General features: G+C 70.7%; 27 protein-coding genes. 15 read left to right on the top strand and 12 right to left on the bottom strand.

The window, feature by feature from the left end; translation table 11 throughout:
* The first annotated feature begins 172 nt into the window (after positions 1-172).
* Together ACE3Q8_RS04795 and ACE3Q8_RS04790 are read left to right on the top strand one after the other, a co-directional pair.
* The gene (locus ACE3Q8_RS04795; protein WP_374469098.1) at positions 173-1,453 is read left to right on the top strand and encodes a NupC/NupG family nucleoside CNT transporter; all 1,281 of its coding nucleotides are present in this window, start codon (positions 173-175) and stop codon (positions 1,451-1,453) included.
* A 55-nt stretch (positions 1,454-1,508) separates the two neighbouring features.
* Positions 1,509-2,141, top strand: a complete 633-nt coding sequence (locus tag ACE3Q8_RS04790) for a glutathione S-transferase family protein (RefSeq protein ID WP_374469097.1) — start codon at positions 1,509-1,511, stop codon at positions 2,139-2,141.
* 18 nt (positions 2,142-2,159) lie between these two features.
* Here ACE3Q8_RS04790 and wrbA read toward each other — a convergent pair whose 3' ends face one another.
* The 4 genes from wrbA to ACE3Q8_RS04770 form a co-directional block, all read right to left on the bottom strand.
* Positions 2,160-2,831 (bottom strand): NAD(P)H:quinone oxidoreductase, encoded by a 672-nt coding sequence (wrbA, locus tag ACE3Q8_RS04785; RefSeq protein WP_374469096.1) that lies wholly within the window; start codon positions 2,829-2,831, stop codon positions 2,160-2,162.
* A gap of 82 nt (positions 2,832-2,913) precedes the next feature.
* A complete protein-coding gene (locus tag ACE3Q8_RS04780; protein WP_374469095.1) occupies positions 2,914-3,288 on the bottom strand; it encodes a GFA family protein in 375 nt (124 codons plus the stop codon).
* Positions 3,285-3,746 carry a GNAT family N-acetyltransferase gene (locus tag ACE3Q8_RS04775; RefSeq protein ID WP_374469094.1) on the bottom strand — a complete coding sequence of 154 codons (462 nt, stop codon included), beginning with the start codon at positions 3,744-3,746 and terminating at the stop codon, positions 3,285-3,287. Before ACE3Q8_RS04775 ends, ACE3Q8_RS04780 begins: the two co-directional genes overlap by 4 nt.
* A 50-nt stretch (positions 3,747-3,796) precedes the next feature.
* On the bottom strand, positions 3,797-4,270 hold the full coding sequence (locus tag ACE3Q8_RS04770; protein WP_374469093.1) for a PaaI family thioesterase: 474 nt from the start codon (positions 4,268-4,270) through the stop codon (positions 3,797-3,799).
* An 87-nt stretch (positions 4,271-4,357) separates the two neighbouring features.
* Here ACE3Q8_RS04770 and pcaF point away from each other — a divergent pair, with 87 nt between their 5' ends.
* The 9 genes from pcaF (at position 4,358) to ACE3Q8_RS04725 (ending at position 11,585) form a co-directional block, all read left to right on the top strand.
* Entirely contained in the window at positions 4,358-5,566 is a 1,209-nt protein-coding gene (gene pcaF / locus ACE3Q8_RS04765) for a 3-oxoadipyl-CoA thiolase (protein ID WP_374469092.1), read from the top strand.
* Positions 5,567-5,568: 2 nt separating this feature from the next.
* On the top strand, positions 5,569-6,108 hold the full coding sequence (locus ACE3Q8_RS04760) for a hypothetical protein (RefSeq protein ID WP_374469091.1): 540 nt from the start codon (positions 5,569-5,571) through the stop codon (positions 6,106-6,108).
* Positions 6,109-6,116: 8 nt separating this feature from the next.
* Positions 6,117-6,665, top strand: a complete 549-nt coding sequence (locus ACE3Q8_RS04755; protein ID WP_374469090.1) for a hypothetical protein — start codon at positions 6,117-6,119, stop codon at positions 6,663-6,665.
* Between the two features lie 17 nt (positions 6,666-6,682).
* A complete protein-coding gene (locus tag ACE3Q8_RS04750) occupies positions 6,683-7,831 on the top strand; it encodes an acyl-CoA dehydrogenase family protein (protein WP_374469089.1) in 1,149 nt (382 codons plus the stop codon).
* Complete coding sequence (locus ACE3Q8_RS04745) at positions 7,831-8,115, top strand: DUF3253 domain-containing protein (protein ID WP_374469088.1); 285 nt, start codon at positions 7,831-7,833, stop codon at positions 8,113-8,115. Before ACE3Q8_RS04750 ends, ACE3Q8_RS04745 begins: the two co-directional genes overlap by 1 nt.
* Positions 8,112-8,768, top strand: coding sequence for a glutathione S-transferase family protein (locus ACE3Q8_RS04740; protein ID WP_374469087.1), 657 nt, complete (start codon positions 8,112-8,114; stop codon positions 8,766-8,768). Before ACE3Q8_RS04745 ends, ACE3Q8_RS04740 begins: the two co-directional genes overlap by 4 nt.
* 82 nt (positions 8,769-8,850) lie before the next feature.
* The gene (locus tag ACE3Q8_RS04735) at positions 8,851-9,429 is read left to right on the top strand and encodes a uracil-DNA glycosylase family protein (protein WP_374469086.1); all 579 of its coding nucleotides are present in this window, start codon (positions 8,851-8,853) and stop codon (positions 9,427-9,429) included.
* On the top strand, positions 9,426-10,445 hold the full coding sequence (locus ACE3Q8_RS04730) for a lysophospholipase (RefSeq protein WP_374469085.1): 1,020 nt from the start codon (positions 9,426-9,428) through the stop codon (positions 10,443-10,445). Before ACE3Q8_RS04735 ends, ACE3Q8_RS04730 begins: the two co-directional genes overlap by 4 nt.
* A 63-nt stretch (positions 10,446-10,508) precedes the next feature.
* Complete coding sequence (locus tag ACE3Q8_RS04725) at positions 10,509-11,585, top strand: Glu/Leu/Phe/Val dehydrogenase dimerization domain-containing protein (protein ID WP_374469084.1); 1,077 nt, start codon at positions 10,509-10,511, stop codon at positions 11,583-11,585.
* Positions 11,586-11,588: 3 nt separating this feature from the next.
* Here ACE3Q8_RS04725 and ACE3Q8_RS04720 read toward each other — a convergent pair whose 3' ends face one another.
* The 3 genes from ACE3Q8_RS04720 to ACE3Q8_RS04710 all read right to left on the bottom strand — a co-directional run bounded on the left by ACE3Q8_RS04720 (position 11,589) and on the right by ACE3Q8_RS04710 (position 14,484).
* Positions 11,589-12,020, bottom strand: a complete 432-nt coding sequence (locus tag ACE3Q8_RS04720; protein WP_374469083.1) for a VOC family protein — start codon at positions 12,018-12,020, stop codon at positions 11,589-11,591.
* An 89-nt stretch (positions 12,021-12,109) separates the two neighbouring features.
* Positions 12,110-13,477 (bottom strand): MFS transporter, encoded by a 1,368-nt coding sequence (locus tag ACE3Q8_RS04715; RefSeq protein ID WP_374469082.1) that lies wholly within the window; start codon positions 13,475-13,477, stop codon positions 12,110-12,112.
* A 128-nt stretch (positions 13,478-13,605) separates the two neighbouring features.
* Entirely contained in the window at positions 13,606-14,484 is an 879-nt protein-coding gene (locus ACE3Q8_RS04710; protein WP_374469081.1) for a transglutaminase N-terminal domain-containing protein, read from the bottom strand.
* 117 nt (positions 14,485-14,601) lie between these two features.
* Between ACE3Q8_RS04710 and ACE3Q8_RS04705 the strand changes: the two genes are divergently transcribed.
* From ACE3Q8_RS04705 to ACE3Q8_RS04690, 4 genes are all read left to right on the top strand, one after another.
* On the top strand, positions 14,602-14,781 hold the full coding sequence (locus ACE3Q8_RS04705) for a hypothetical protein (RefSeq protein WP_374469080.1): 180 nt from the start codon (positions 14,602-14,604) through the stop codon (positions 14,779-14,781).
* 76 nt (positions 14,782-14,857) lie between these two features.
* On the top strand, positions 14,858-16,084 hold the full coding sequence (locus tag ACE3Q8_RS04700; RefSeq protein ID WP_374469079.1) for a putative DNA modification/repair radical SAM protein: 1,227 nt from the start codon (positions 14,858-14,860) through the stop codon (positions 16,082-16,084).
* Entirely contained in the window at positions 16,084-17,517 is a 1,434-nt protein-coding gene (locus tag ACE3Q8_RS04695) for a UdgX family uracil-DNA binding protein (protein WP_374469078.1), read from the top strand. Before ACE3Q8_RS04700 ends, ACE3Q8_RS04695 begins: the two co-directional genes overlap by 1 nt.
* A 35-nt stretch (positions 17,518-17,552) precedes the next feature.
* On the top strand, positions 17,553-17,819 hold the full coding sequence (locus ACE3Q8_RS04690; RefSeq protein WP_374469077.1) for a hypothetical protein: 267 nt from the start codon (positions 17,553-17,555) through the stop codon (positions 17,817-17,819).
* On the opposite strand, the gene ACE3Q8_RS04685 is transcribed toward ACE3Q8_RS04690, so the two are convergent.
* The 5 genes from ACE3Q8_RS04685 to ACE3Q8_RS04665 form a co-directional block, all read right to left on the bottom strand.
* The gene (locus tag ACE3Q8_RS04685; protein WP_374469076.1) at positions 17,816-18,130 is read right to left on the bottom strand and encodes a cupin; all 315 of its coding nucleotides are present in this window, start codon (positions 18,128-18,130) and stop codon (positions 17,816-17,818) included. The two genes, ACE3Q8_RS04690 and ACE3Q8_RS04685, sit on opposite strands and share 4 nt — an antisense overlap.
* 15 nt (positions 18,131-18,145) lie before the next feature.
* Positions 18,146-19,303 (bottom strand): MFS transporter, encoded by a 1,158-nt coding sequence (locus tag ACE3Q8_RS04680; protein ID WP_374469075.1) that lies wholly within the window; start codon positions 19,301-19,303, stop codon positions 18,146-18,148.
* A complete protein-coding gene (locus tag ACE3Q8_RS04675; RefSeq protein ID WP_374469074.1) occupies positions 19,304-19,963 on the bottom strand; it encodes a TetR/AcrR family transcriptional regulator in 660 nt (219 codons plus the stop codon).
* 64 nt (positions 19,964-20,027) lie between these two features.
* Positions 20,028-21,203 (bottom strand): VWA domain-containing protein, encoded by a 1,176-nt coding sequence (locus ACE3Q8_RS04670; protein WP_374469073.1) that lies wholly within the window; start codon positions 21,201-21,203, stop codon positions 20,028-20,030.
* Positions 21,204-21,286: 83 nt separating this feature from the next.
* A complete protein-coding gene (locus ACE3Q8_RS04665) occupies positions 21,287-22,276 on the bottom strand; it encodes an aldo/keto reductase (protein WP_374469072.1) in 990 nt (329 codons plus the stop codon).
* Positions 22,277-22,336 lie beyond the last annotated feature (60 nt).

Raw genomic sequence — 22,336 nt, 5'->3', positions numbered from 1 at the left:
GGGGGCGGCCCCGGTCGCCCACCCCCTCCGACTCGTGCCGGCCAACCCGCTTTGGGGCCCCGCGGCGGCCTGCGGGCCCGCCCCGGCCGCGCCGCGCTTGCGCTGGGCGACGTCTGGCGCCCTTTATCGCCCCTAAGCCGTGACTCGTGCGGCGCGGGGATCCCAAAGACCGATGTTCGGACCGGAAAACGCCCAGAGCCTGGTGGGCATCGCCCTGGTGCTGCTCGCCTGCTGGGCGCTCTCCGAGGACCGCAAACGCTTCCCCTGGAAGCTGGCCGCCGGGGCGCTCGTGCTGCAGGCGCTGCTGGTCATGGCGCTGTTCGGCCTGCCGGCGCTGCGCTCGGCCCTGGCCGGCGTGGGCACGGTGGTGGACGGCCTCGCCAATTCCACCCAGGCCGGGGTGAGCTTCGTCTTCGGCTTTCTGGCCGGCACGCCGCAGCAGCCCTACGAGCTGGTGAACCCCTCCAGCCTGTTCGTCTTCGCCTTCCGCGTGCTGCCGGTGATCCTGGTGGTCTGCGCGCTCGCCGCCCTGCTCTGGCACTGGCGCATCCTGAAGTGGGTGACCCAGGCCTTCGGCTTCCTGTTCGAGCGGACCATGGGCCTGCGCGGCGCGCCGGCGCTCGCCACCGCCACCACCATCTTCATGGGCCAGGTGGAGGGGCCGATCTTCATCCGCAGCTACCTGCCCAGCCTGTCGCGCTCGGAGCTGTTCCTGCTGATCGCTGTGGGCATGGCCTGCGTGTCCGGCTCGACCATGGTGGCCTACGCCACCATCCTGCGCGACGTGCTGCCGGCGGCGGCGGCCCACGTGCTGACCGCCTCCATCGTCTCGGCGCCGGCCGGCGTCCTGCTGGCGCGGATCATCGTGCCGCGCAACGCCGCCGCCGAACAGCCGCAGGACCTCGATCCGGCCCAGGCCAAGCGCTACGAGAGCTCGGTGGACGCCCTCATCAAGGGCACGGGCGACGGCCTGCAGATCGTGCTGAACGTGGCCGCCACCCTGATCGTCTTCGTGGCCCTGGTGGCCATGCTGAACGGCATCCTCGGCCTCTTCCCCGAGGTGCTGGGCGCGCCGCTGTCGGTCGAGCGCATCCTGGGCGTGCTGTTCGCCCCGCTGGCCTGGGCCATCGGCGTGCCTTGGGAAGACGCGCTGAAGGCCGGATCGCTGCTGGGCGTGAAGCTGGTGCTCACCGAGTTCACCGCCTTCATCAACCTGGGCGCCATGCCCGTGGGCGAGATCAGCGAGCGCACGCGGGTGCTGATGACCTATGCGCTGTGCGGCTTCGCCAACGTGGCCTCGGTAGGCATCAACCTCGCCGGCTACTCCGTGCTGGTGCCGGAGCGGCGGAACGAGGTCGTCGGCATGGTCTGGAAGGCGATGTTCGCCGGCTCCCTCGCCACCTGCCTGACCGCCGCGGTGGTGGGGGTGCTGCCCCGGGCGCTGTTCGGCTGACCTTGACCCTGGTGACCGCTCGTGCGCTTTTCTCCGGAAAAGGGAGGACCGCGCCATGAAGCTCTACGATACGCCGCTCGCCCCCAACCCGCGCCGCGTGCGCTGGTTCCTGGCGGAGAAGGGCGTGCAGGACATCGAGATCGTCACCCTCAACCTGCTCGAGGGTACGCATAAGCAGCCGGAGTACCTGGAGAAGGCGGGCCTGCCGAACGTCCCGATGCTGGAGATGGACGACGGGACCTGCATCACCGAGAGCGTCGCCATCTGCCGCTACCTCGAGAGCCGCTATCCCGAACCCAACATGTTCGGCCGCACGCCCGAGGAGACGGCGGTGATCGAGATGTGGATGCGGCGGGCCGAGATGCTGGTGGCGACGCCGTTCATGCTGGGCGTCCGCCACTCCCACCCGGCGCTGGCGGCGCTGGAGAAGCAGAACCCGACGGTGGCCGAGTACAACAAGGAGACCGGGCTGCGCGCCCTGAAGGTGCTCGACCGCCGCCTGGCGGAGAGCGAATGGCTGGCCGCCGACCGCATCACCATCGCCGACATCGTGGCCTTCGTCGGCATCGACTTCGGCCGGATGATCCGCCTGAAGCCGCCCGAGGAGCTGGCGCACGTGAACCGCTGGGCCGAGGCCATGCGCGCGCGGCCGGCCGCCGCGGCGGGGATGCCGAAGGCGGTGGCCTGACGCGCGGAGCCGGGGGCGTCAGCCCCGCGGTTCTTCCCAGCTCTCGGCGTCCTCGGCCGGCACGTCCTGTTGCAGGTCGCGGTCGACTCCGCCGGCCAGCTTGACGGCGGTCTCCGCCACCAGCCGGCCCTGGAACCGCGCGCCCTCCAGCTCCAGTTCCGAGGGCATCCGCTGGCCTTGGCCGCCGGTGATGGTGGAGGCGCCGTAGGGACTGCCGCCGACGATCTCGTCCAGGGTCATCTGGCCCTGGAAGGCGTAGGGCAGGCCGACCACCACCATGCCGAAGTGCAGTAGGTTGGTGATGATCGAGAACAGGGTCATCTCCTGGCCGCCGTGCTGGGTGGCGGTGGAGGTGAAGGCCGCGCCGACCTTGCCGTTCAGCGCGCCGCGCGCCCACAGGCCGCCGGCCTGATCCAGGAAGTTGGCCATCTGCGAGGCCATGCGCCCGAACCGCGTGCCGCAGCCGACGATGATGGCGTCGTAGGACTCCAGCTCGGCGATGGCGGCCACCGGCGCCTCCTGGTCGAGCTTGTAGCCGGCCTTCTGCGCGATCTCGTCGGGCACCAGCTCCGGCACGCGCCGGATGTCCACCTCGACACCGGGAACGGAGCGGGCGCCCTCGGCCTGGGCCTTGGCCATGGCTTCGATGTGGCCGTAGGTGGAGTGGTAGAGGACGAGGACACGGGGCATGGCGGTCTCCTGGGCTTCGCAGGCCCAACCCGCCGCGCGCGCCGCGGTTTCCCGCCGCCCCGGAACAAGACTTCTTCCCGCGCTACTCCGGATCGCCCGGGCGCGGCCGGTCGAGGTAGCTCCAGGTGTCCGCCCCGTCGAAGTAGCGCAGCCGCACCGCGGACCAGTCCAGGCCGTCGATCATCCGGGCGTTGAGCGCCATCCTGCGCTGGCGGCCGTCGAGGCTCTGCCAGTGGGTGAGGCAGCCGCAGCTCTTGCATCTGTGGAAGGCCAGCATCCGGTCGCCCCAGACGTAGGGCTGGGTGGAGCCGGCAGGCGGCAGGCGCACCTCCTCGGGCCGATAGTAGGCCCACCTCGCTCCAGAACGGCGGCAGATCGAGCAGTTGCAGATCGTGACCTCGGTGGGCATGGGCGCGGTGAGGCGCACGGCGCCGCAGTGGCAGGCGGCTTCCGTCATGCCGGCGCTCCCGCCCGCAGGGCGGCCCAGCGGGCCCGCGGGATATCAAGGAAGGCGTGCACATCGTCCGGTGGCCGGAATTCGGCGAAACCCTCCCGTTCGTAGACGTGCCGGGCCCGAGGATTGCCGAGCGCCACGTCCAGCTCCAGCGCCGCCGCGCCCGTGTGCTCGAACACCCAGTCCATGGTTCGCCGCAGGAGCCGCGTGCCGGCCCCGCCCCCGGGGCTCTCCACGGCGATGCGGCGCAGCAGGACCGTCGGCTGGTCGAGCTTCTGCAGGATCACGAATCCCGCCAGGCCGCCGCCGCGCCGCAGGCCGAAGTACCGGACGGTGGGGGAGGCCATTTCCGCCCCGTGCTCATCGGCCTCGAACCGGCCGATGAAGGCGTCGTAGCCCGGCAGGCGCTCGATACGCATCACCTCGGCGATGTCGGCGGGAGTGAGGGGCGAAAGCGTCATGCGGGCAGCCTAGCGGTAGGCCGCGCTTGTCGCCACCTCGGAGAACGCCGCTATCCCCCGCGCGCGCCCACCTTCTTCAGCACGGCCGAGAAGCTCATCATCGGCGCGCCGCCCTGCGACGCATTCACGATCAGGCCCCGCACGAAGACCATGCTCCGGCCGGCCTTCACGACCTCGCCCGTGCATTCCACCAGGTCGCCGATGGCGGCCGAGCCCACGAACTCGCCGTTGAACGTCGCGGTCACCGCCCGGCTATCCGCCAGGGCGTCGCGGGCGATCACGAAAAGGCAGAAGTCGGCGAAGGTCATGACGCAGCCGCCGTGCATGAACATGCCGCCGTTCATGTGCTTCTTCTCGGCGCGGAAGGCGCAGACCCGCTCGCCGTCGCGTTCCCGGAAGTAGAACGGCCCGGCGAGGTCCTCGTACGGGTCGCCGCCGGGATAGAAGGCCCAGCCGGCCCATTCGCCGTCGGTCACCTGGGTGAGTTTCGAGACGTAGCTGTTCTCGTCCTGCCCGCCGTCCATCGCCCCTCCTGATCCCGCCGGAAGCGTTTGCCCGCGGGGAGTTCAAACACTAGTTTGCCGGCCGCTTAGAACCTCCAGGAGCTGCCCATGCAAGGCCGGACCGTCTTCCTGTGCACGGGCGTGCGCACCCCGATCGGCCGCTACGGCGGCGCGCTGGCCAAGGTGCGGGCCGACGACCTGGCGGCCCATCCGCTGCGCGTGCTCATGGAGCGCCTGCCGTCGGTCGACTGGGAAGCGGTGGACGAGGTGGTCTACGGCTGCGTGAACCAGGCCGGCGAGGACAACCGCAACGTCGCGCGCATGGCCCTGCTGCTGGCCGGCATGCCCGAGCGGACGCCGGGGATCACCGTCAACCGCCTCTGCGCCTCGGGGCTCGACGCCACCATCGCCGGCGCGCGGATGATCGCCACCGGCGAGGCCGACCTGGTGGTCGCCGGCGGGGTGGAGAGCATGACCCGCTCTCCCTTCGTCATGGGCAAGGCCGAGAGCGCCTTCTCCCGCTCGGCGGAGATCTTCGACACCACCATCGGCTGGCGGTTCGTGAACCCGAAGATGCAGAAGGACTACGGTGTCGACTCCATGCCGGAGACGGCCGAGAACGTGGCCACCGACTACCAGATCGCCCGCGACGACCAGGACGCCTTCGCCCACCGCAGCCAGCAGCGGGTCGGCAAGGCCCGCGAGCGCGGCTTCTTCGAGGGCGAGATCGCGCCGGTCACGATCAAGGACCGCAAGGGCGACGTGGTCGTGGCGCAGGACGAGCATCCGCGGCCCGACACCAGCCTCGACGCGCTGAAGGGGCTGAAGCCGATCGTGCGGCCGGACGGCACCGTCACGGCCGGCAACGCGTCCGGCGTCAACGACGGGGCCGCGGCCCTGCTGCTCGCATCGGAAGACGCGGTCCGCAAGTACGGCCTGGAGCCGCTGGCCCGGATCGAAGGCGGCGCCTCCGGCGGCGTGGCGCCCCGCGTCATGGGCGTGGGGCCCGTGCCCGCCGTGGACCGGCTGACCGGCCGTCTCGGCATCGCCGCTCGGGACTTCGATGTCATCGAGCTGAACGAGGCCTTCGCCGCCCAGGCGCTGGCCTGCACGCGGGCCTGGGGCCTGGCCGACGACGCCGAGCACGTGAACCCGCACGGCGGGGCCATCGCCATCGGCCACCCGCTCGGCGCCTCGGGCGCGCGCCTGGCGCTCACCGCCGCCCGCGCGCTGAAGGACCGCGGCGGCCAGCGCGCGCTCGCCACCATGTGCGTCGGCGTCGGCCAGGGCTCGGCCATGGCCCTGGCCAAGGCCTGACGATGCGCGCCGGCTGGATCCTGGCGGCGACCTTCGCGGCGGCTGCGCCCGCCGCAGCCCAGGCGCCGGCGCCCATCTCGCGGGTCACCGACGCCGGCGCGATCCAGCTCGTCGTCGGCGACCGGATCACCGTGCGGCTGCTCGAAGGCGGCCGGCCCGAGCAGGTGTCGGTGGCGCGTGCGCCGGCCGGCGGCGCCCTGCCGCCGAAGCCGGGATCCCGCGTAGGGGACCTGGAGGCGGCGCCCGCCGGGACCGTGGTGCTGACCCTGGAGCGCACGGCGGACGGCGAGGTCTTCCTCAAGCTGCTGAGCGGCGTCTCCAGGGCGTTCGACTATCGCGCGGTCCTGATCCACGAGACGGCGGCGGCAGGCCAGTTCGCGGGGGAGCCCACGAGCGTCTGCACCGTGCTGCCGCTCCTGGCGTCCTTTGAGCACTGGCCCGGGCGGCCCCGCACCGCCGGCGTGCTGCTGACCGGCTTCCAGTTTCGCGACACCAACGAGGTGGTCTGCCCCGACCCGGCCACCCTGCCTCCGGTCAAGTGAGCGTCCCCATGCTGTTCCTCGCCCTCGCCCTGGCCGCCGCCGCCCAGGCGCCGCCCCCCGCCATGGGCGCGAAGCCGCCCAGGTCCTCGCCGCCGGCCCAGGCGGCGGCCCAGAGCCTTTCGTTCCAGCCGAAGACCATGGTCGACGGCGAGACCCTGCAGGTGGTGCTTGGCCAACGCGCGGTGTTCACCGTCGGCGACAACGGGCGGCCGTACCTGGAGCGGGTGGAGGAGGGGAAGCTCGCCGAGGCTCACCCCGCCGGCAAGGCCAGCGAGGCCTTCGCATCTCCCGGCGACGGGCTGGTCGCCGCTGCCCTCGACGGCTCGGCGGAGAAGCGCGTGACCGTCCTGAAGGTGTGGAACGGCCGCGCCCAGCCGCTGGATTTCCGGGGCATGGCGCTGGTGATGCGCAACGGCCAGACGCTGGCGCCGGCGCCGCTGAACATCTGCGCAGTTCCGCCCGGCGAGACGAAGACCTACACCTGGCCCGCGCCGATCGTGGCCGTGGGCCTGGCCCGCTTCACGTCCAAGACGGACGACGACAAGACCTGCAAGTGACTGGGGGAACCTGACCGATGGCGCTCGACCTCGACACCCGCGACCAGCTTATCGACACCGTGCGGCGCTTCGTGACCGAGCGCCTGCGCCCGCTGGAGGCGCAGGTGTCGGAAGAGGACGCCATGCCGGCCGACGTCATCGAGGAGATGAAGGCGCTCGGCCTCTTCGGCCTGTCGATCCCGGAGGCCTACGGCGGCCTGGACCTGTCCATGGAAGACGAGTGCCTGGTGGCGGTGGAGCTCGGTCGCACCAGCCCGGCGTTCCGCTCCGCCTTCGGCACCAATGTCGGCATCGGCAGCCAGGGCCTGGTGATGTTCGGCACGGACGAGCAGAAGCAGAAGTACCTGCCGGGCATCGCGTCGGGCGAGATCGTCACTTCCTTCGCGCTCACCGAGCCGGAGGCGGGGTCCGACAGCGCCAATGTCCAGACGCGCGCGACCCGCGACGGCGACCATTACGTCCTGAACGGCGCCAAGCGCTACATCACCAACGCCAACAAGGCGCACCTCTTCACCGTCATGGCCCGTTCCGACCCGGATAAGCCGGGCGCCGGCGGGGTGTCCGCCTTCCTGGTCGAGCGAGACCTGCCGGGGCTGAGCGTCGGCAAGCCCGAGAAGAAGATGGGCCAGCAGGGCGCCCACATCTGCGACGTCTACTTCGACAACGTCCGCGTGCCGGTGGAGAACCGGCTCGGACGCGAGGGCGAGGGCTTCAAGGTCGCCATGCAGGTGCTCGACCGCGGCCGCCTGCACATCTCGGCGGTGTGCGTCGGGGTCGCCGAGCGACTGATCGCCGACTGCGTGGCCTACATGAGCGAGCGCCGGCAGTTCGGCCAGACGCTGACCAACTTCCAGCTCCTGCAGGGCATGATCGCCGACTGCAAGACCGAGGCGCTCGCCGCCAAGGCGCTGACGATGGAGACGGCGCGCAAGCGCGACGCCGGCCAGAGCGTCACCATGGAGGCCGCCGCCGCCAAGTACTTCGCCTCCGAGATGGTGGGCCGGGTGGCCGACCGGGCGGTGCAGATCTTCGGCGGCGCCGGCTATATCGCCGAGTACGGCATCGAGCGCTTCTACCGCGATGTGCGCATCTTCCGGATCTACGAGGGCACCAGCCAGATCCAGCAGGTGGTCATCGCCCGCGAGACCCTGAAGCGGGGCGGCTGATGAGCGCGCAGGTGGAACAGGCGATCTTCGACCTGCTGGGCCAACTTGCGCCCGGCAAGTCGGTGTCTCCGGAGGATGTGGCCAAGGCGGTGGACGCGGCCGGCTGGCGGCGCGAACTTGGCAAGGTGAAGCCGGTGGCCGTGGGCCTGGCGCGACAGGGCAAGCTGGTCATCACCCGGCACGGCAAGCCGGCGGACCCCGAGAAGTTCAAGGGCGTCTGGCGGATGCGCCTGCCCGGCGCCGACGATACGCCGGCCGCGGCGGAAGAGGGAGAAACGCCATGACGATCAAGATCTACGGCGGCACGCTGTCGCCCTTCGTGCGCAAGACGGTGGTCTTCGCCATCGAGAAGGGGATCGACTTCGAGCTGGTGCAGGCCTTCGGCCCCATGGGTCCGCCGGAGTTCAAGGAGGCCAGCCCCTTCGGCAAGATCCCGGCCATGACCGACGGCGACTTCAAGCTCGCCGACTCCACCGCCATCATCACCTACCTCGACGCCATCAAGCCCGAGCCGAACCTGGTCCCGACCGAGGCCAAGGCCCGGGCGACCACCATCTGGTTCGAGGAGTTCGGCGACACGATCGTCGGCGCCTGCGGCGGCAAGGTGTTCTTCAACCGGTTCGTCGCGCCCAAACTGCTCGGCCAGCCGGGCGACCAGGCCGCCGCCGACGAGGCCGAGCGGGTGGAATTCCCGAAGATCGCCGACTACCTGGAGCGGACCGTACCGGCCGCCGGCTACCTGGTGGAGGACCGTTTCACCCTGGCCGATATCGCCGTGGCGAGCCCGTTCGCCACGATGGGCCACGCCCGCTGCCAGCTCAATCCGACCACCCACCCCAAGGCCTTCGGCTACGTCGAGTCGATCCTGGCGCGGCCGTCGTTCGCCAGGCTGCTCGAGCAGGAGCGGAGCTTCGTCGCGGCGCGGGAGAGCGCCTGACGTCTCCCGAAGCCGCCGCCGCGGCTCAGGGCGCGCGCCTCTGTCCCATTGCCCGGCGAGCTGCCGGACCTAGATGGATGTCATGCCACTCGACGGCCTGCTCCAGGAGATCCGCGCCTGCCGCGCCTGCGCGGCCGAGCTGCCGCACGAGCCGCGGCCGGTGGTGCGGGTGTCCCCCGAGACGCGGCTGCTGATCTGCGGCCAGGCGCCGGGGCGCAAGGTGCACGAGAGCGGGCTGCCGTTCGACGACGCCTCAGGGGACCGGCTGCGCGACTGGCTGGGCATTGACCGGGCGACCTTCTATGGCGACGCGCGGCTGGGGACCGCGGCCATGGCCTTCTGCTTCCCCGGGACCGATCCCAAGGGCGGCGACTACCCGCCGCCGAGGCGCTGCGCGGAGCTCTGGCGCGCGCGGCTGCTCGCCGAGCTGCCGAACGTGGAGCTGACCTTGCTGGTGGGGGCCCACGCCCAGGCCTGGGCGCTTGGGACGCGCGGTTCGATGTGGGAGACGGTGCGCGGCTGGCGGGCGCACCTGCCGCGCTATCTGCCCCTGCCGCACCCGTCCTGGCGCAACACCCACTGGCTGAAGCGAAACCCCTGGTTCGAGGCGGAAGTTACGCCCTATCTGAAGGACAGGGTCCGCCAAGTCCTAGCGTCATGAGCCGTCTCCTCGCCGTCCTGTTCGCCGCCCTGAGCCTCGCCGCCTGCGCCCCGATGATGGTCCAGCAGGCCGGCCAGCCGCCGCTGGGCTTCCAGGGGCCGAGGTTCGAGGCCGACCGGGTGGTGAGCTTCGACGGCGCGCGTCTCGGCCTCACCACCTGGGAGGCGCAGGGCGAGCCCTGGGCGGTGATCGTCGGCGTCCACGGCATGAACGACTACGCCAACGCCTTCCACCTGGCCGCGCCGTGGTGGGCGGAACAGGGCGTGACCACGTACGCCTACGACCAGCGCGGCTTCGGCCGCTCGCCCAGCCGGGGCATCTGGGCCGACGACGAGGTGCTGATGGAGGACCTGCGCACGGTCACCATGCTGGCCCGCGCGCGGCACCCGAACGCCCTGATCGTGGTCGCCGGCGAGAGCATGGGCGGGGCGGTGGCGGCCAAGGCCTTCGCCTCCGACCGGCCGCCGCCGGCCCACCGGCTGGTGCTGCTGGCGCCGGCGGTCTGGGGCTGGGACAGCCAGCCCTTGCCCTACAAGACGGCCCTGTGGTTCGCGGCCAACGTCACCCCGTCGAAGGTCTACACGCCGCCGCGCTGGCTCACCGAGCGGATCACGCCCACCGACAACCGCGAGGAGCTGATCCGCATGGGCCGCGACCCCCTGATGGTCTGGGGGGCGCGCTCCGACACGCTCTACGGCCTGGTGAAGCTGATGGACGACGGGGCGGAGGCCATCGGCCGGGCGTCCGCGCCGACGCTCTACCTCTATGGCAAGAACGACCAGATCATCCCGGCCAAGGCGACCCGCCGGGCGGTGCGCCAGCTCAAGCCCGCCGACCGCACCGCCTACTATGCGCATGGCTACCACCTGCTCACCCGCGATCTGCAGGGGCCAGCGGTGTGGCGCGACATCCTGGCCTTCATCCGCGACCCGCAGGCGCCGCTGCCATCGGGCGCGCCGCCGATCCCCGGCGCGCCGCGGCCGACGGGCGCCGTCCAGCGCGCCGCGGGGTTGTGAGCCGGGCGGCAGGCGCGTAGGAGCATGCGCAAGACCTTCCCAGCAGGTGGCAGTGCAGGCGGCATGACCTTGTTCGATTCCCCGGCCTTTGAGGGCCACGAAGGCGTACACGCCTTCTTCGATGAAAAATCCGGCCTCAAGAGCATTATCGCCGTGCATTCCACGGCCCGGGGACCCGCCGCCGGCGGCTGCCGCATGTGGCCCTACGCCTCCGCCGACCTGGCGATGGAGGACGCGCTGCGCCTGTCGCGGGCCATGTCCTACAAGAACGCCATGGCCGACCTGGAGCTGGGGGGCGGCAAGGCGGTGATCATCGGCGACAGCCGCACCCAGAAGACCCCGGCCCTGTTCGAGGCCTTCGGCCGCGCCGTGGAGACCCTGGGCGGCCGCTACTGGACGGCGGAGGACGTGGGCGTCTCCCCGGCCGACCTCACCGAGGCGCGCCGGCAGACCCGCTACGTGGCGGGCCTCGAGGGTCACCCGGCCGCCTCCGGCGACCCGAGCCCGGTGACCGCCGAGGGCGTGTTCCGCGGCATCCGTCTGTGCGTGCGCCGCGCCCTGAACCGCGACCTGGACCGGGTTACGGTGGCCCTCCAGGGCGTCGGCCACGTGGGGGCCTACCTGGCCGACAAGCTGCACGCCGCCGGCGCCCGGCTGGTGATCGCCGACGTCAACGAGGCCGCGGTCCGCGAGGTCGCCGCCCGCACCGGCGCCAAAGTGGTCACCCCCGCCGCCATCTTCGACGTGGACGCCGACGTCTTCGCCCCCTGCGCGCTCGGCGGCGCGATCAACGAGGACACCCTGGTCCGCATCGGCGCGCCGATCATCGCCGGCGCCGCCAACAACCAGCTCGCCAGCCCCGAGATCGGCCGGGAGCTGTTCGCCCAGGGCCGGCTCTACGCGCCGGACTACGTGATCAACGGCGGCGGCATCATCAACGTGGCCGGCGAGATCCGCGCGCTCGAGCGCGGCGAGGCGTTCGACGACGCCTGGGTGCAGGCCAAGCTCGACCGGCTGATGGTCACCCTGGAAGAGGTGCTGGACCGATCCCGCCAGGAGAAGCGGCCGACGCACGAGGTCGCCAACGAGGTGGCCCGCGCCCGGATCGCCGGCGCGGCCGAGAACCGCGCCGCCGCCTGAACCTCAGGCGGGCTCCGTCGCCGCCACGCCCGGGCCCGGCTGCACGACGGCCGGGTCCATCCACATCACCTCCCAGACGTGGCCGTCCGGGTCCTGGAAACTCACGCCGTACATCACGCCGTGGTCCTGGGGGGGCATCCAGGGTTGGCCGCCGTTCGCCAGGGCCTTGGCGAGGAAGCCGTCCACCTCGGCGCGGCTGTCGGCCGAGAGGCAGATCAGCGCCTCCTTACCCTTGCTGGTGTCGGCGATCTCACCGGTGATGAAGCTGCGGAACTTGGGTTCGGTCAGCAGCATGACGACGATGTTGTCCTCGATCACCATCGAGATGGCCGTGTCGTCGGAGAACTGCTGGTTCTGGACGAAGCCGAGGCCGGCGTAGAACCGCCTGGACGCTTCCAGGTCCTTCACCGGCAGGTTCACGAAGATCATCCGCATGGCGCTCTCCTGAGGCTGAATGGCCGAAGCCTACGCCGCCTAGGACGCGCGCGCCCCACGGTTCCCGACAAAGACTCCTCGGAAAAGGATCAGAGCGCCTGCAGCCGGGCCGTCCGGGGCTCCTTCACCGCCACCAGCAGCAGGACGAGCGCCAGCGTCAGGAAGCCCAGTGAGGCGCCGAACACCACGTTGTAGCCCAGCGCTTCGGCGAGAAGGCCGCCCACCAGCGGGCCGGCCGTGGCGGTGATGCTTTCGGCGGTGGCCGACACCGCGATCCGCATGGGCAGCTCGTCGCGGCTGCCGAACTCCAGGATCATCGTCTGGGCGGCCATCATGTAGCCCGACTGGGCCGCGCCCAGGCCGCAGAAGGCGACGAAGATCGGCAGGATGTCGTGCAGCGACATCAGCAGCACCGTGGCCCCGATCCAGCCGAGCAGCGAGACCAGCAGGACGAGCCGGAAGCCGGTCTTGTCGCCGAGGTAGCCCCAGACGAGGTTCGAGACCGTGTCCGCGCCGAGGTAGGCCAGCGACAGCAGGCCCAGCGTCTTGCCGTCGAGGCCGATCTTCGAGCCCACGAAGATGATGTAGAACGGCGTGGCGATCCGGGCGGAGGTGGCCAGCATCTGGGTCAGCACGAAGGCGCCGTAGCTCTTGTCCTGCCGGATGAGGCGCGGGAAGTCGTGGATCCGGTCGCGGAACCGGCCCTGCTCGCGGGTGGTCGGCGGCTCGGGCTCCTTCAGCAGGAACTGCAGCGCCCAGAGCCCGGCGCTGGTCAGGAAGAAGGCGAAGACGAAGGTCGTCGAATAGCCGTTGCCGAACAGGTTGGCGTCGATGAACCAGCGGCCCGCGAAGTAGGCGAGCGCGGCGGCGATCAGGCCGCCGGTGGCGTTGCGCCAGGCCTGCAGCCGGCCGCGCCGGCTGATCGGGATCACCTTGGCCATCAGCAGGGAGAAGACCACCCGCTGGGCCCCCATGAAGATGCCGAACATCAGCATGAAGCCGAGGATGGCGGCCACGCGCGGCCGGGCGATCCAGTCGCCGAGCACGCCCAGGCTGAAGCGGATCGGGTCGTTGGGCAGGAACCAGCCGGCGAGCGCGATGCCAAGGATGGCCATCCGGGCCAGGCCGCCCATCCAGATCGCCGCCGGCATGACCTTCTTGCGGTGCTCGATCTTGGTGGCGCCGAAGATCGGCGAGATCACCCCGCCCACCTGCTGCAGCGCGAGACCGAGGCCCACGATGGCGTTGGAGCCGGAGATGGCGAACAGGTAGGCCGGCAGGAAGGTGGGGGCGTTGACCAGCCGGAAGCCGGTCATGCCCAGCATCCCGTGCAGGTAGTTGCCGAGGTAGTTGCGCCTCAGGTTGTCCCAGACGAACTTCTCGTAGGCCGCCTCCCGGGCGGCGAGGTCGTCGTCGCCCGCAGGCGCGACGTCCGGCGCGTCAACCTTGGCGTCCAAACCCAAAACCGCCGCGCGCCGGGAAGAAAGCCCGCTCCGCGGCTCCCCTTTTACGAATACGTCAAAATCAATAGGACGGGTCTAACAGAGTCCGCGGGGGTGCGGGAAGCTTCGAAAACCAGGTTTGGCTAAGCGGCGGCCGGCAGCGGCTGGGCCGGCAGCACGTCCACGCGCACGGTGAGATTGGACTGGCCGCCGTCGCCGTAGATGGCGCCGGAGATGGGCGCGGCGTCGGCCGGCGTGCGGGCGACCGCCACGGGGATCAGGTCGGCGCTCTCGGCGAGCGCGTTGGTGGGGTCGAACTCGGTCCAGCCGATGTCCGGCAGGAAGACCTCGCACCAGGCATGGGTCGCGCCCGCGCCGCGGACATCCGTGTGGCCCGGCGAGTAGAGGTAGCCGGTGACGAACCGGGCGGCGTAGCCCAGCCGCCGCAGGGCCTCCACCATCAGCCAGGCGAAGTCGCGGCAGGTGCCCGAGCCCACCTGCACGGTGTGGCCCGGCTCCTGCGCCTGGCCGAGGTCCCGGGCCTGGTACTCGAACTCGGCCTGGATGGACCGGTTGAGCCGCAGCAGGAAGTCGATGGCGGGCTCGTAGACGCCGCCGGCGCGGTCGCGGACCCAGCGCAGCAGGTGCCCGTCGGCGTCTTCCGTCACCGGCTCGATGAAGGGGGCCAGGACCGCCCGGTCGGCGGGCGAATAGACGATGGGGTTCGCCGTCTGCGGGTCGGCCACGGCCAGCTCGCCGATCGGGGCGGGATAGCGCTCGATGACCAGCTCGCTGACGATGGACAGCGAGGCGCTCTCGCCCGCCGGCGTGAACCAGCACACCGAGTTGCCCAGCGCATCGTAGGCCCAGCGCATCTCTCCCGGCGGGGAGACGGTCAGGAGGGCGTCGACGACGCGGATGGCATGGCTGTCGCGCGGCCGCACCAGCAGCCGGTGCGGCGCGAAGCTGACCGGGCGCTCATAGGTGTAGAGCGTCTCGTGGCGGATCGAGAGGCGGGGCATGCCTGCCGGAACCGTCTCGCGGAAAGAGAGTTCCCGCGCGTCCGCTGGACTCACCCATGACGCACATCTAACGTTGCTTACAACCACCGGACGAGGTGGGTTGAATGGAGGAACGCGATGATCGCTGCGCTGATGTCCGTGCTGATGTTCCTGTCCGCGATGACCGGGGGCGCCCTGTCTGTCGAGCGCGCTTCGGCGACGCCGGGAGCGGGGGCCTATCTCACCGACGACACCGGCCCCGAGCCGCACCAGGACTGCGACATGCCCAACGACTTCAACTACTTCTGCGTGCCCTAGCCACCGGGCGGGGGCGCGCCGATCTGGCGCGCCCTTTCCGCTTGAAGGAACAAAGAGGGAACCGTAGAACCGCCGCATGGCGGTCCTCGATCTCAAGCGGAAGCTGGCGATCCTCTCCGACGCGGCGAAGTACGACGCCTCCTGCGCCTCGTCCGGCAGCAGCAAGCGCAATTCCCTGGACGGCAAGGGCGTGGGCTCCACCGAGGGCATGGGCATCTGCCACGCCTACGCCCCGGACGGACGCTGCATCAGCCTGCTGAAGATCCTGCTGACCAACTTCTGCGTCTACGACTGCGCCTACTGCGTGAACCGGGTGAGCTCGAACACGCCCCGGGCGCGGTTCGCGGTGGACGAGGTCGTCGACCTGACGCTGGGCTTCTACAAGCGCAACTACATCGAGGGCCTGTTCCTCTCGTCCGGCATCATCCGCAGCCCGGACTACACGATGGAGCAGCTCGTGCTCGTGGCGAAGACGCTGCGCGAGGTCCACGACTTCCGCGGCTACATCCACCTGAAGGTGATCCCGGAAGCCTCGCCGGCGCTGGTGAACGAGGCCGGCCTCTACGCCGACCGGGTGTCGATCAACATCGAGCTGCCGAAGGACGAGAGCCTGGAGCGGTTCGCGCCGGAGAAGGACGCCACCGGCATCAAGAAGGCCATGGGCGCGGTGCGGCTCGGCGTCGAGGCCGCCAAGGACAAGGCCATCAAGGCCAGGCCGCCGAAGTTCGCGCCGGCGGGCCAATCCACCCAGATGATCGTCGGCGCCGACGCGGCCACCGACGGCGAGATCCTGAAGCGCAGCGAGACGCTCTACGGCGCCTACCGGCTGCGGAGGGTCTACTACTCGGCCTTCTCGCCGATCCCGGACTCCACGGCGAAGCTGCCGGTCATGCGCCCGCCGCTGGTGCGCGAGCACCGGCTCTACCAGGCCGACTGGCTGATGCGCTTCTACGGCTTCGAGCGGGCCGAGATCATCGGGGAAGGGGAGGATCTCGACCTCGCCATCGACCCGAAGCTCGCCTGGGCGCTGAAGAACCGGGGCGAGTTCCCGGTGGACGTCAACGTCGCCGACCGCGAGCGGCTGCTGCGGGTCCCGGGCCTGGGGGTGAAGGCGGTGGACCGGCTGATCGACGTGCGGCGGTTCAAGCAGCTCACCCTCGAGGACGTGCGCCGCCTGTCCCGCGGGCTGGAGAAGCTGAAACCGTTCATCGTCACCGCCGACTGGCGGCCGGGCGCGCTCACCGACCGGGCGGACCTGCGCGAACGGATCGCCCCGCCGCCCGAGCAATTGAGCCTCTTCTGATGCAGGTCGTCCGCCTCGCCTCCGAGACCGACTTCACCGGCTGGCGGGAGGCCGCGCGCAGCCTGCGGGCGCATGGGGTGAAGCCGGAGGACGCCTTCTGGACCGTGGACGGCGCCGGCGACCTGTTCGGCGAGGCGGCGCCTGCGCCGCAGCCGGACGCGGCGCCGTTCACCGTCCCGCGCGAGTTCATGGAACTGGCCGACACGGTGATCCTGCACCGCTCGGACGAGCGGTTCGCGCTGCTCTACCGGCTGCTCTGGCGGCTGCAGCGGGAGCCCAACCTGCTGCGCATCGCCTCCGACGCCGACGTGGCCCTGGCCCGCTCCTTCGCCAAGCAGGTCAGCCAGGCGGCGCACAAGATGAAGGCCTTCGTCCGCTTCCGGCAGGTGCACGATGAGGACGGCGAGATCTACGTGGCCTGGTTCGAGCCGGCGCACCGGGTCACCGAGATGACGGCGCCGTTCTTCGCCCGGCGGTTCGCCAACATGCGCTTCTCGATCCTGACGCCGGACCTCTGCGCGCATTGGGACACCAAGCAGTTGGCCTTCACGCCCGGCGCCGACCCGGCCGATGCGCCGAGGGAGGACGCGCTCGAGGACTACTGGAAGACCTACTACGCCTCGATCTTCAACCCGGCCCGGCTGAAGACCGCCCAGATGCAGAAGGAGATGCCCAAGCGCTACTGGCGGAACCTGCCGGAAGCACGGCTCATTCCCGAGCTGATCGCCCGCGCCGAGGCGCAGACGGAAGCCATGGTTACCCAAGCGCCCTCCGAACCCAGCCGCCGCATCGTCCGCGCCGCCCAGCGCGCCAGCCGGGACGCGCCCTATGACGGCGCCGCCCCCACCACGCTCGAGGAGGTCTGGGCCGGGGTCCAGGCCTGCCGCCGCTGCGACCTCTGGCGGTGCGGCACCCAGGGCGTGGCGGGCGAGGGCCCGGCCAAGGCGCGGCTGATGTTCGTCGGCGAGCAGCCGGGGGACCAGGAGGATCTGGCCGGCAAGCCGTTCGTAGGCCCGGCGGGTCAGGTCCTGGACAAGGCGCTGGCCGAGGCCGGCGTCCCGCGCGGCGAGACCTTCGTCACCAACGCGGTGAAGCACTTCAAGCACGAGCTGCGCGGCAAGCGGCGGATCCACAAGAATCCGGACGCCGGCGAGATCTCGGCCTGCCGGTGGTGGCTGGACAACGAGCGGCGGATCGTCCGGCCGCGGGTGATCGTGGCGCTGGGCGGCTCGGCCAGCCTCTCGGTCTTCGGCAAGACCATGGCGGTGTCCAAGTTCCGCCAGCAGGCCATCCAGTTGCCGGACCAGGCCCAGGGCGTGGTCACCTACCATCCGTCCTACCTGCTGCGGGTGCCGGACGCCGAGGCCAAGGCCAAGGGCTACGCCATGTTCGTCGAGGACCTGAGGTTCGCCTGGGGACTGGCGTCCGGCTAGGCGGAACCAGGACCCGGTGCGCGAGTTCGACCCGCATGGACCAGCCCCATCCCAGCCACCTGGACCAGACCGATCCGGCCAAGGCCGACGTCCGCGACATCCGCGAGGAAGCCGACCGGGAGATCGACGCCTACGGGCGCGACCTGCACGACCTCGTGCTGCTGATGCCGGAGGACCGCTGGGACGAGTTCCTGCGCCTCGCCCAGGGCGAGACCAGCGAGGAGGAGGGTGGCGTCCGCTACCGCGGCGTGCTGTTCCGCCGGGCGCCGGTGACGGCGGTGGTCGCTCAGGAAGGCTTCTAGACCGAGCCCTTGCGCTCCACGACGAGGACGCGCGCCTCGCCCAGCGGATGGGCCACGTGCGCATCGCCGACGTCGGCCACGAAGATGTCCGCCGGCCCGAGCCGCACGGACTTCTCCTCGCCGGCCTCCCGGTAGCGCATCTCCACCTGCCCCTCGAGCACGACGAAGACCTCGGCGCCGTCGTTGACGTGCCACTGGTAGGGCTGGTCGGTCCAGTGCAGGCGCACCGTGGCGCCCTCCACCTCGGCGAGGTCGCGGGCGCCCCAGGCGCGGTCGGCGCGGAAGGTCCGCGCGTCGGTGACGATGTTCATGGCGGCGCTTCTAGCTCAGCGCTCGCCGCGCGCCCAGGCGACGCCGCCGAACCCTGCGCCGACCAGGATCATCATCCCGCCCGCGGCCAGAAAGGCCGCCTGGTAGGAGGCCGCGCCGGCCAGGACCCCGAAGGCCAGCATGAACAGGCTCGTCCCGGCCTGCATGACGAAACCCTTCATCGAGGCCACGGTGGCGCGGGTCTCGGGCCGCAGCCGGTGCTGGAAGCGGGCGTCGGCATTGACGTCGACCAGCCAGTACAGGCCGACGAAGGCCAGCAGCAGGCTGACCGACCAGGGCCGGAAGCTGGCAGCCGCCAGGATCAGGCAGGCGCCCGCGGCGATCAGGATCAGGTAGAGCGCCGCTCCGGGCAGGTGGCGGATGCGATGCGCGAGGATCGCCGAGACCGCGCCCGCCGCGCCCAGGGCGGCCATCAGCAGGGCGATCTGCGGCTTCGAGAGACCGACCTCGCGGCCGAACAAGGACCAGTAGTCCGCCGTGGCCAGCACCACCGCCTGGGCCGCCGCCAGGAACAGCAGCCGGTGCGGCACGCCGGGCAGGCTGGCCGCCTCCACCGCGCCCTGCCTCAGATGGCCGACATAGCTCCAGCGGGCGGTGGAGACGGCGCGCTCGGCTCGCGGCAGGCTCATGGCCGCGGCCACCGCCAGGCCGCTGGCGGCGCAGCTCGCCAGGATCAGCAGGGTGTAGCCGTGGTCCGCCACCGGCGCGGCGATCAGCGAGGCGCCCAGCATGCCGGCGGCCCGGCCGGCCTGGGTGCGGCCCATCACCCGGGCGTACTCGACCTCGCGGCCCATCGCCTTCAGCTCGTCGTAGACCACGGCCTCGAAGCAGCCGTTGAAGGTGGCGCTCTTGAAGCCCCACAGCATCAGACCGACCAGGAAGCCCCAGAAGCCGGGGAACGCCAGCCAGACCAGGAACCCCAGCGCGCGCACCAACTGGGCCGCCGCCAGCAGGCCGCGGCGCGAGGTGCGGTCGGCGAGCACGCCGCAGGGCGCCTCCAGCACCAGGCCCACCACCGACCAGGAGGCCAGCACGACCCCGATCTGCGGCGGCGTCAGCCCCTTCTCGGCGAACATCACCGTGTAGAAGGGGACGATCAGCAGGAAGGTGTCGAAGAAGCGGAGGGCGCTCGCGCTGAGGACGAGCCGCCGCACCTAGCGCAGGAAGCCGGCTTCGGCGAAGTCCAGCATCCGGCGCAGCAGGGCGCTGACATCGCCCTCGCGGGTCAGGCCGCCGGACAGGTGGTGCAGCCGGTCGAACTCCACGAACCGGTTGTTGTGGACCATGCCCAGGCAGAAGTGCAGCCGCCAGTAGACCTCCTCGCGCGGCAGGTCCGGCCGGGCGGCGAGCAGGGCGCCCGCGAACCGCTCCAGGTGGCTGACGTCGTTGCGGATCGCCTCGCGCATCTCCTCCGTGCCCTCGGAGCGGGCGCGGATGATGAACTGAACGGAGATCCGCCGGTCGTTGTCCGGCGCGCCCCAGCGCAGCGGCGGGGCGAAATAGGCCTCGAGGATTTCGCGCACCGGCGGCTTGCCCTGGTGCCGGTCGTTCGCCTCGTGAAGCATCCGGGCGCGCTCGCGGTTCAGCTCGCTCGTGCGGCGGCGGAAGATCTCGAACAGCAGCGCGTCCTTGGATCCGAAGTGGTAGTTCACGCTGGCCAGGTTGACGCCCGCCTCGGCGGTGATGTCGCGCACCGAGACGTTCTGGAAGCCGTGCAGGGCGAACAGCCGCTCGGCCGCGTTGAACACGGCCTGCTTGGTCGCAGCCTGAGCTTCGTCGCTCTCGGACGGGTCGTGGAGGAGGGGATCGGTCATGCGAATCCCTTAAGTCTTTCCACGAGTTTAGGCGCTTTGGGAACGGTCACAAATCGCCGCAACCTCAGCGCGCGAGCTCCTTCATGGCCTTCTCCAGGCCCTGCAGGGTCAGCGGGAACATCCGATCGTTCATCAGTTGCTTGATGACGCCGATGGACGGCGTGTAGTCCCAGTGCCGCTCGGCGGTCGGGTTGAGCCAGATGGCGTGCTCGTAGATCTGGGTCACGCGGTCGAGCCAGATGGCGCCCGCCTCCTCGTTCCAGTGCTCCACCGAGCCGCCCGGATAGGTGATCTCGTAGGGGCTCATGGTGGCGTCGCCCACGAAGATCACCTTGTAGTCGTGCGGGAACTTGTGGAGCACGTCCCACGTGGGGATCTTCTCGGCGTGACGGCGGCGGTTGTCCTTCCACACGGCCTCGTAGAGGCAGTTGTGGAAGTAATAGAACTCCATGTTCTTGAACTCGGCGCGCGCGGCGCTGAACAGCTCCTCACACACCTTGATGTGCGAATCCATCGAGCCGCCGATGTCGAAGAAGATCAGGACGCTGATCTTATTGCGGCGCTCGGGCCGCATGTGGATGTCCAGGTAGCCCTTCTCCGCGGTGCCGCGGATGGTGCCGTCCATATCCAGCTCTTCGGCGGCGCCGTCGCGCACCCACTTGCGCAGCCGGCGCAGCGCCACCTTGATGTTGCGGGTGCCGAGCTCGACCTGGTCGTCGAGGTTCTTGTACTCGCGCTTGTCCCAGACCTTGATGGCCTTGCCGTGCCGGCCCTTGTCCTGGCCGATCCGGATGCCCTCCGGATTGTAGCCGTTGGCGCCGAACGGCGAGGTGCCGCCGGTGCCGATCATCTTGTTGCCGCCCTCGTGGCGCTCCTTCTGCTCCTTCAGGCGCTCGGCCAGCGCCTCCATGAGCTTGTCGAAGCCGCCCATGGCCTCGATCTGCGCCTTCTCCTCCTCCGTGAGGAACTTCTCGGAGATCTTCTTCAGCCACTCGGCCGGAATGTCGGCGGTGACGCCGTCCTCGACCCGGTCCAGGCCCTTGAAGACGTGGCCGAACACCTGGTCGAACTTGTCGAGGTTCTTCTCGTCCTTCACCAGCGCCGAGCGCGACAGGTAATAGAAGTCCTCGACCGAGCGCTCGATGACGCCCTTGTCGAGGCCCTCCATGAGCATCAGGTACTCCTTGAGGGTCACCGGCACGCGGGCCTGCCGAAGCTCGGTGAAGAAGCGCATGAACATGCCGGGTCTCGCGCGTCGAACGTCTGTTTGAACGCGGCAGGATGGGGCCGCGCCGCCGGGATGTCCAGCGGCGCGGCTCCCGGTCAGCGCTCGCTGTCGAGCATGGCCATCTGAGGGGCGGGGTAGCGGTCGCCCGCCACCGCCTCGGCAGGCGCCGCCTGCTCGAGGGCGGCGAGGTCCTCCGGCGTCAGCGGGGCGTCGAGCGCGCCCAGGGCCTCGGCCAGCCGCTCGCGGCGGCGGGCCCCCACCAGCGGGACGATGTCCCGGCCCTGGGCGGCCACCCAGGCGATCGCCGCCTGGGCCGGGGTCAGGCCGCGGGCCGCGGCCACGGCCCGCAGCGCCTCGGTGATCGCCAGGTTCTTGGCCAGGTTCTCGCCCTGGAAGCGCGGGGCGTGGGCGCGGAAGTCGGTGGCCCCGCTCACGGCCCGCATGTGGCCCCCGAGCAGCCCGCGGGAGAGCACCCCGTAGGCGGTGATCGCGATGCCGAGCTCGCGGCAGGTGTCCAGGATCTCCCGCTCGATGCCCCTCGAGATCAGCGAGTATTCGATCTGCAGGTCGACGATCGGGTGGACGGCGGCGGCCCGGCGGATCGTTTCCGCCCCGACTTCCGACAGCCCGATGTGGCGGACGTAACCCGCCTTCACCAGCTCTGCGATCGCGCCGATGGTGTCCTCGATGGGCACGGCCGGGTCGAGTCGGGACGGGCGGTAGATGTCGATGTGGTCGGTGCGCAGGCGCCGGAGGCTGTAGGCCGCCGCCGTCTTCACCGCCTGCGGGCGAGCGTCGTAGCCTAGCCAGCCGCCGTCCGGGCCGCGCAGGGCGCCGAACTTGACGCTGAGCCGGTAGCGATTGCGCGACACGCCCTCCAGCGCCTCGCCGATCAGCATCTCGTTGTGGCCCATGCCGTAGAAGTCGCCGGTGTCGAGCAGGTCGACGCCCGCTTCGAGCGCGGCGTGGATGGTCGCCTGGCTCTCCGCCCGGTCCGCGGGGCCATACATGTCGCTCATGCCCATGCAGCCGAGGCCGATGGCCGAGACCGTGGGGCCGGTGTTTCCGAGTTTGCGCTGGTCCATGACCCGTCTCCTTGTCTGGTGAGGCAAGGTAGGCCGTGGGCTTTCGCGCGATAATCCGTA

This window comes from Phenylobacterium sp. (assembly GCF_041913825.1).
In the GTDB taxonomy this organism is placed as follows: domain Bacteria; phylum Pseudomonadota; class Alphaproteobacteria; order Caulobacterales; family Caulobacteraceae; genus Phenylobacterium.
Note: the sequence above shows the minus strand (reverse complement) of the source record. Positions and strands in the feature narration are given on the sequence as shown.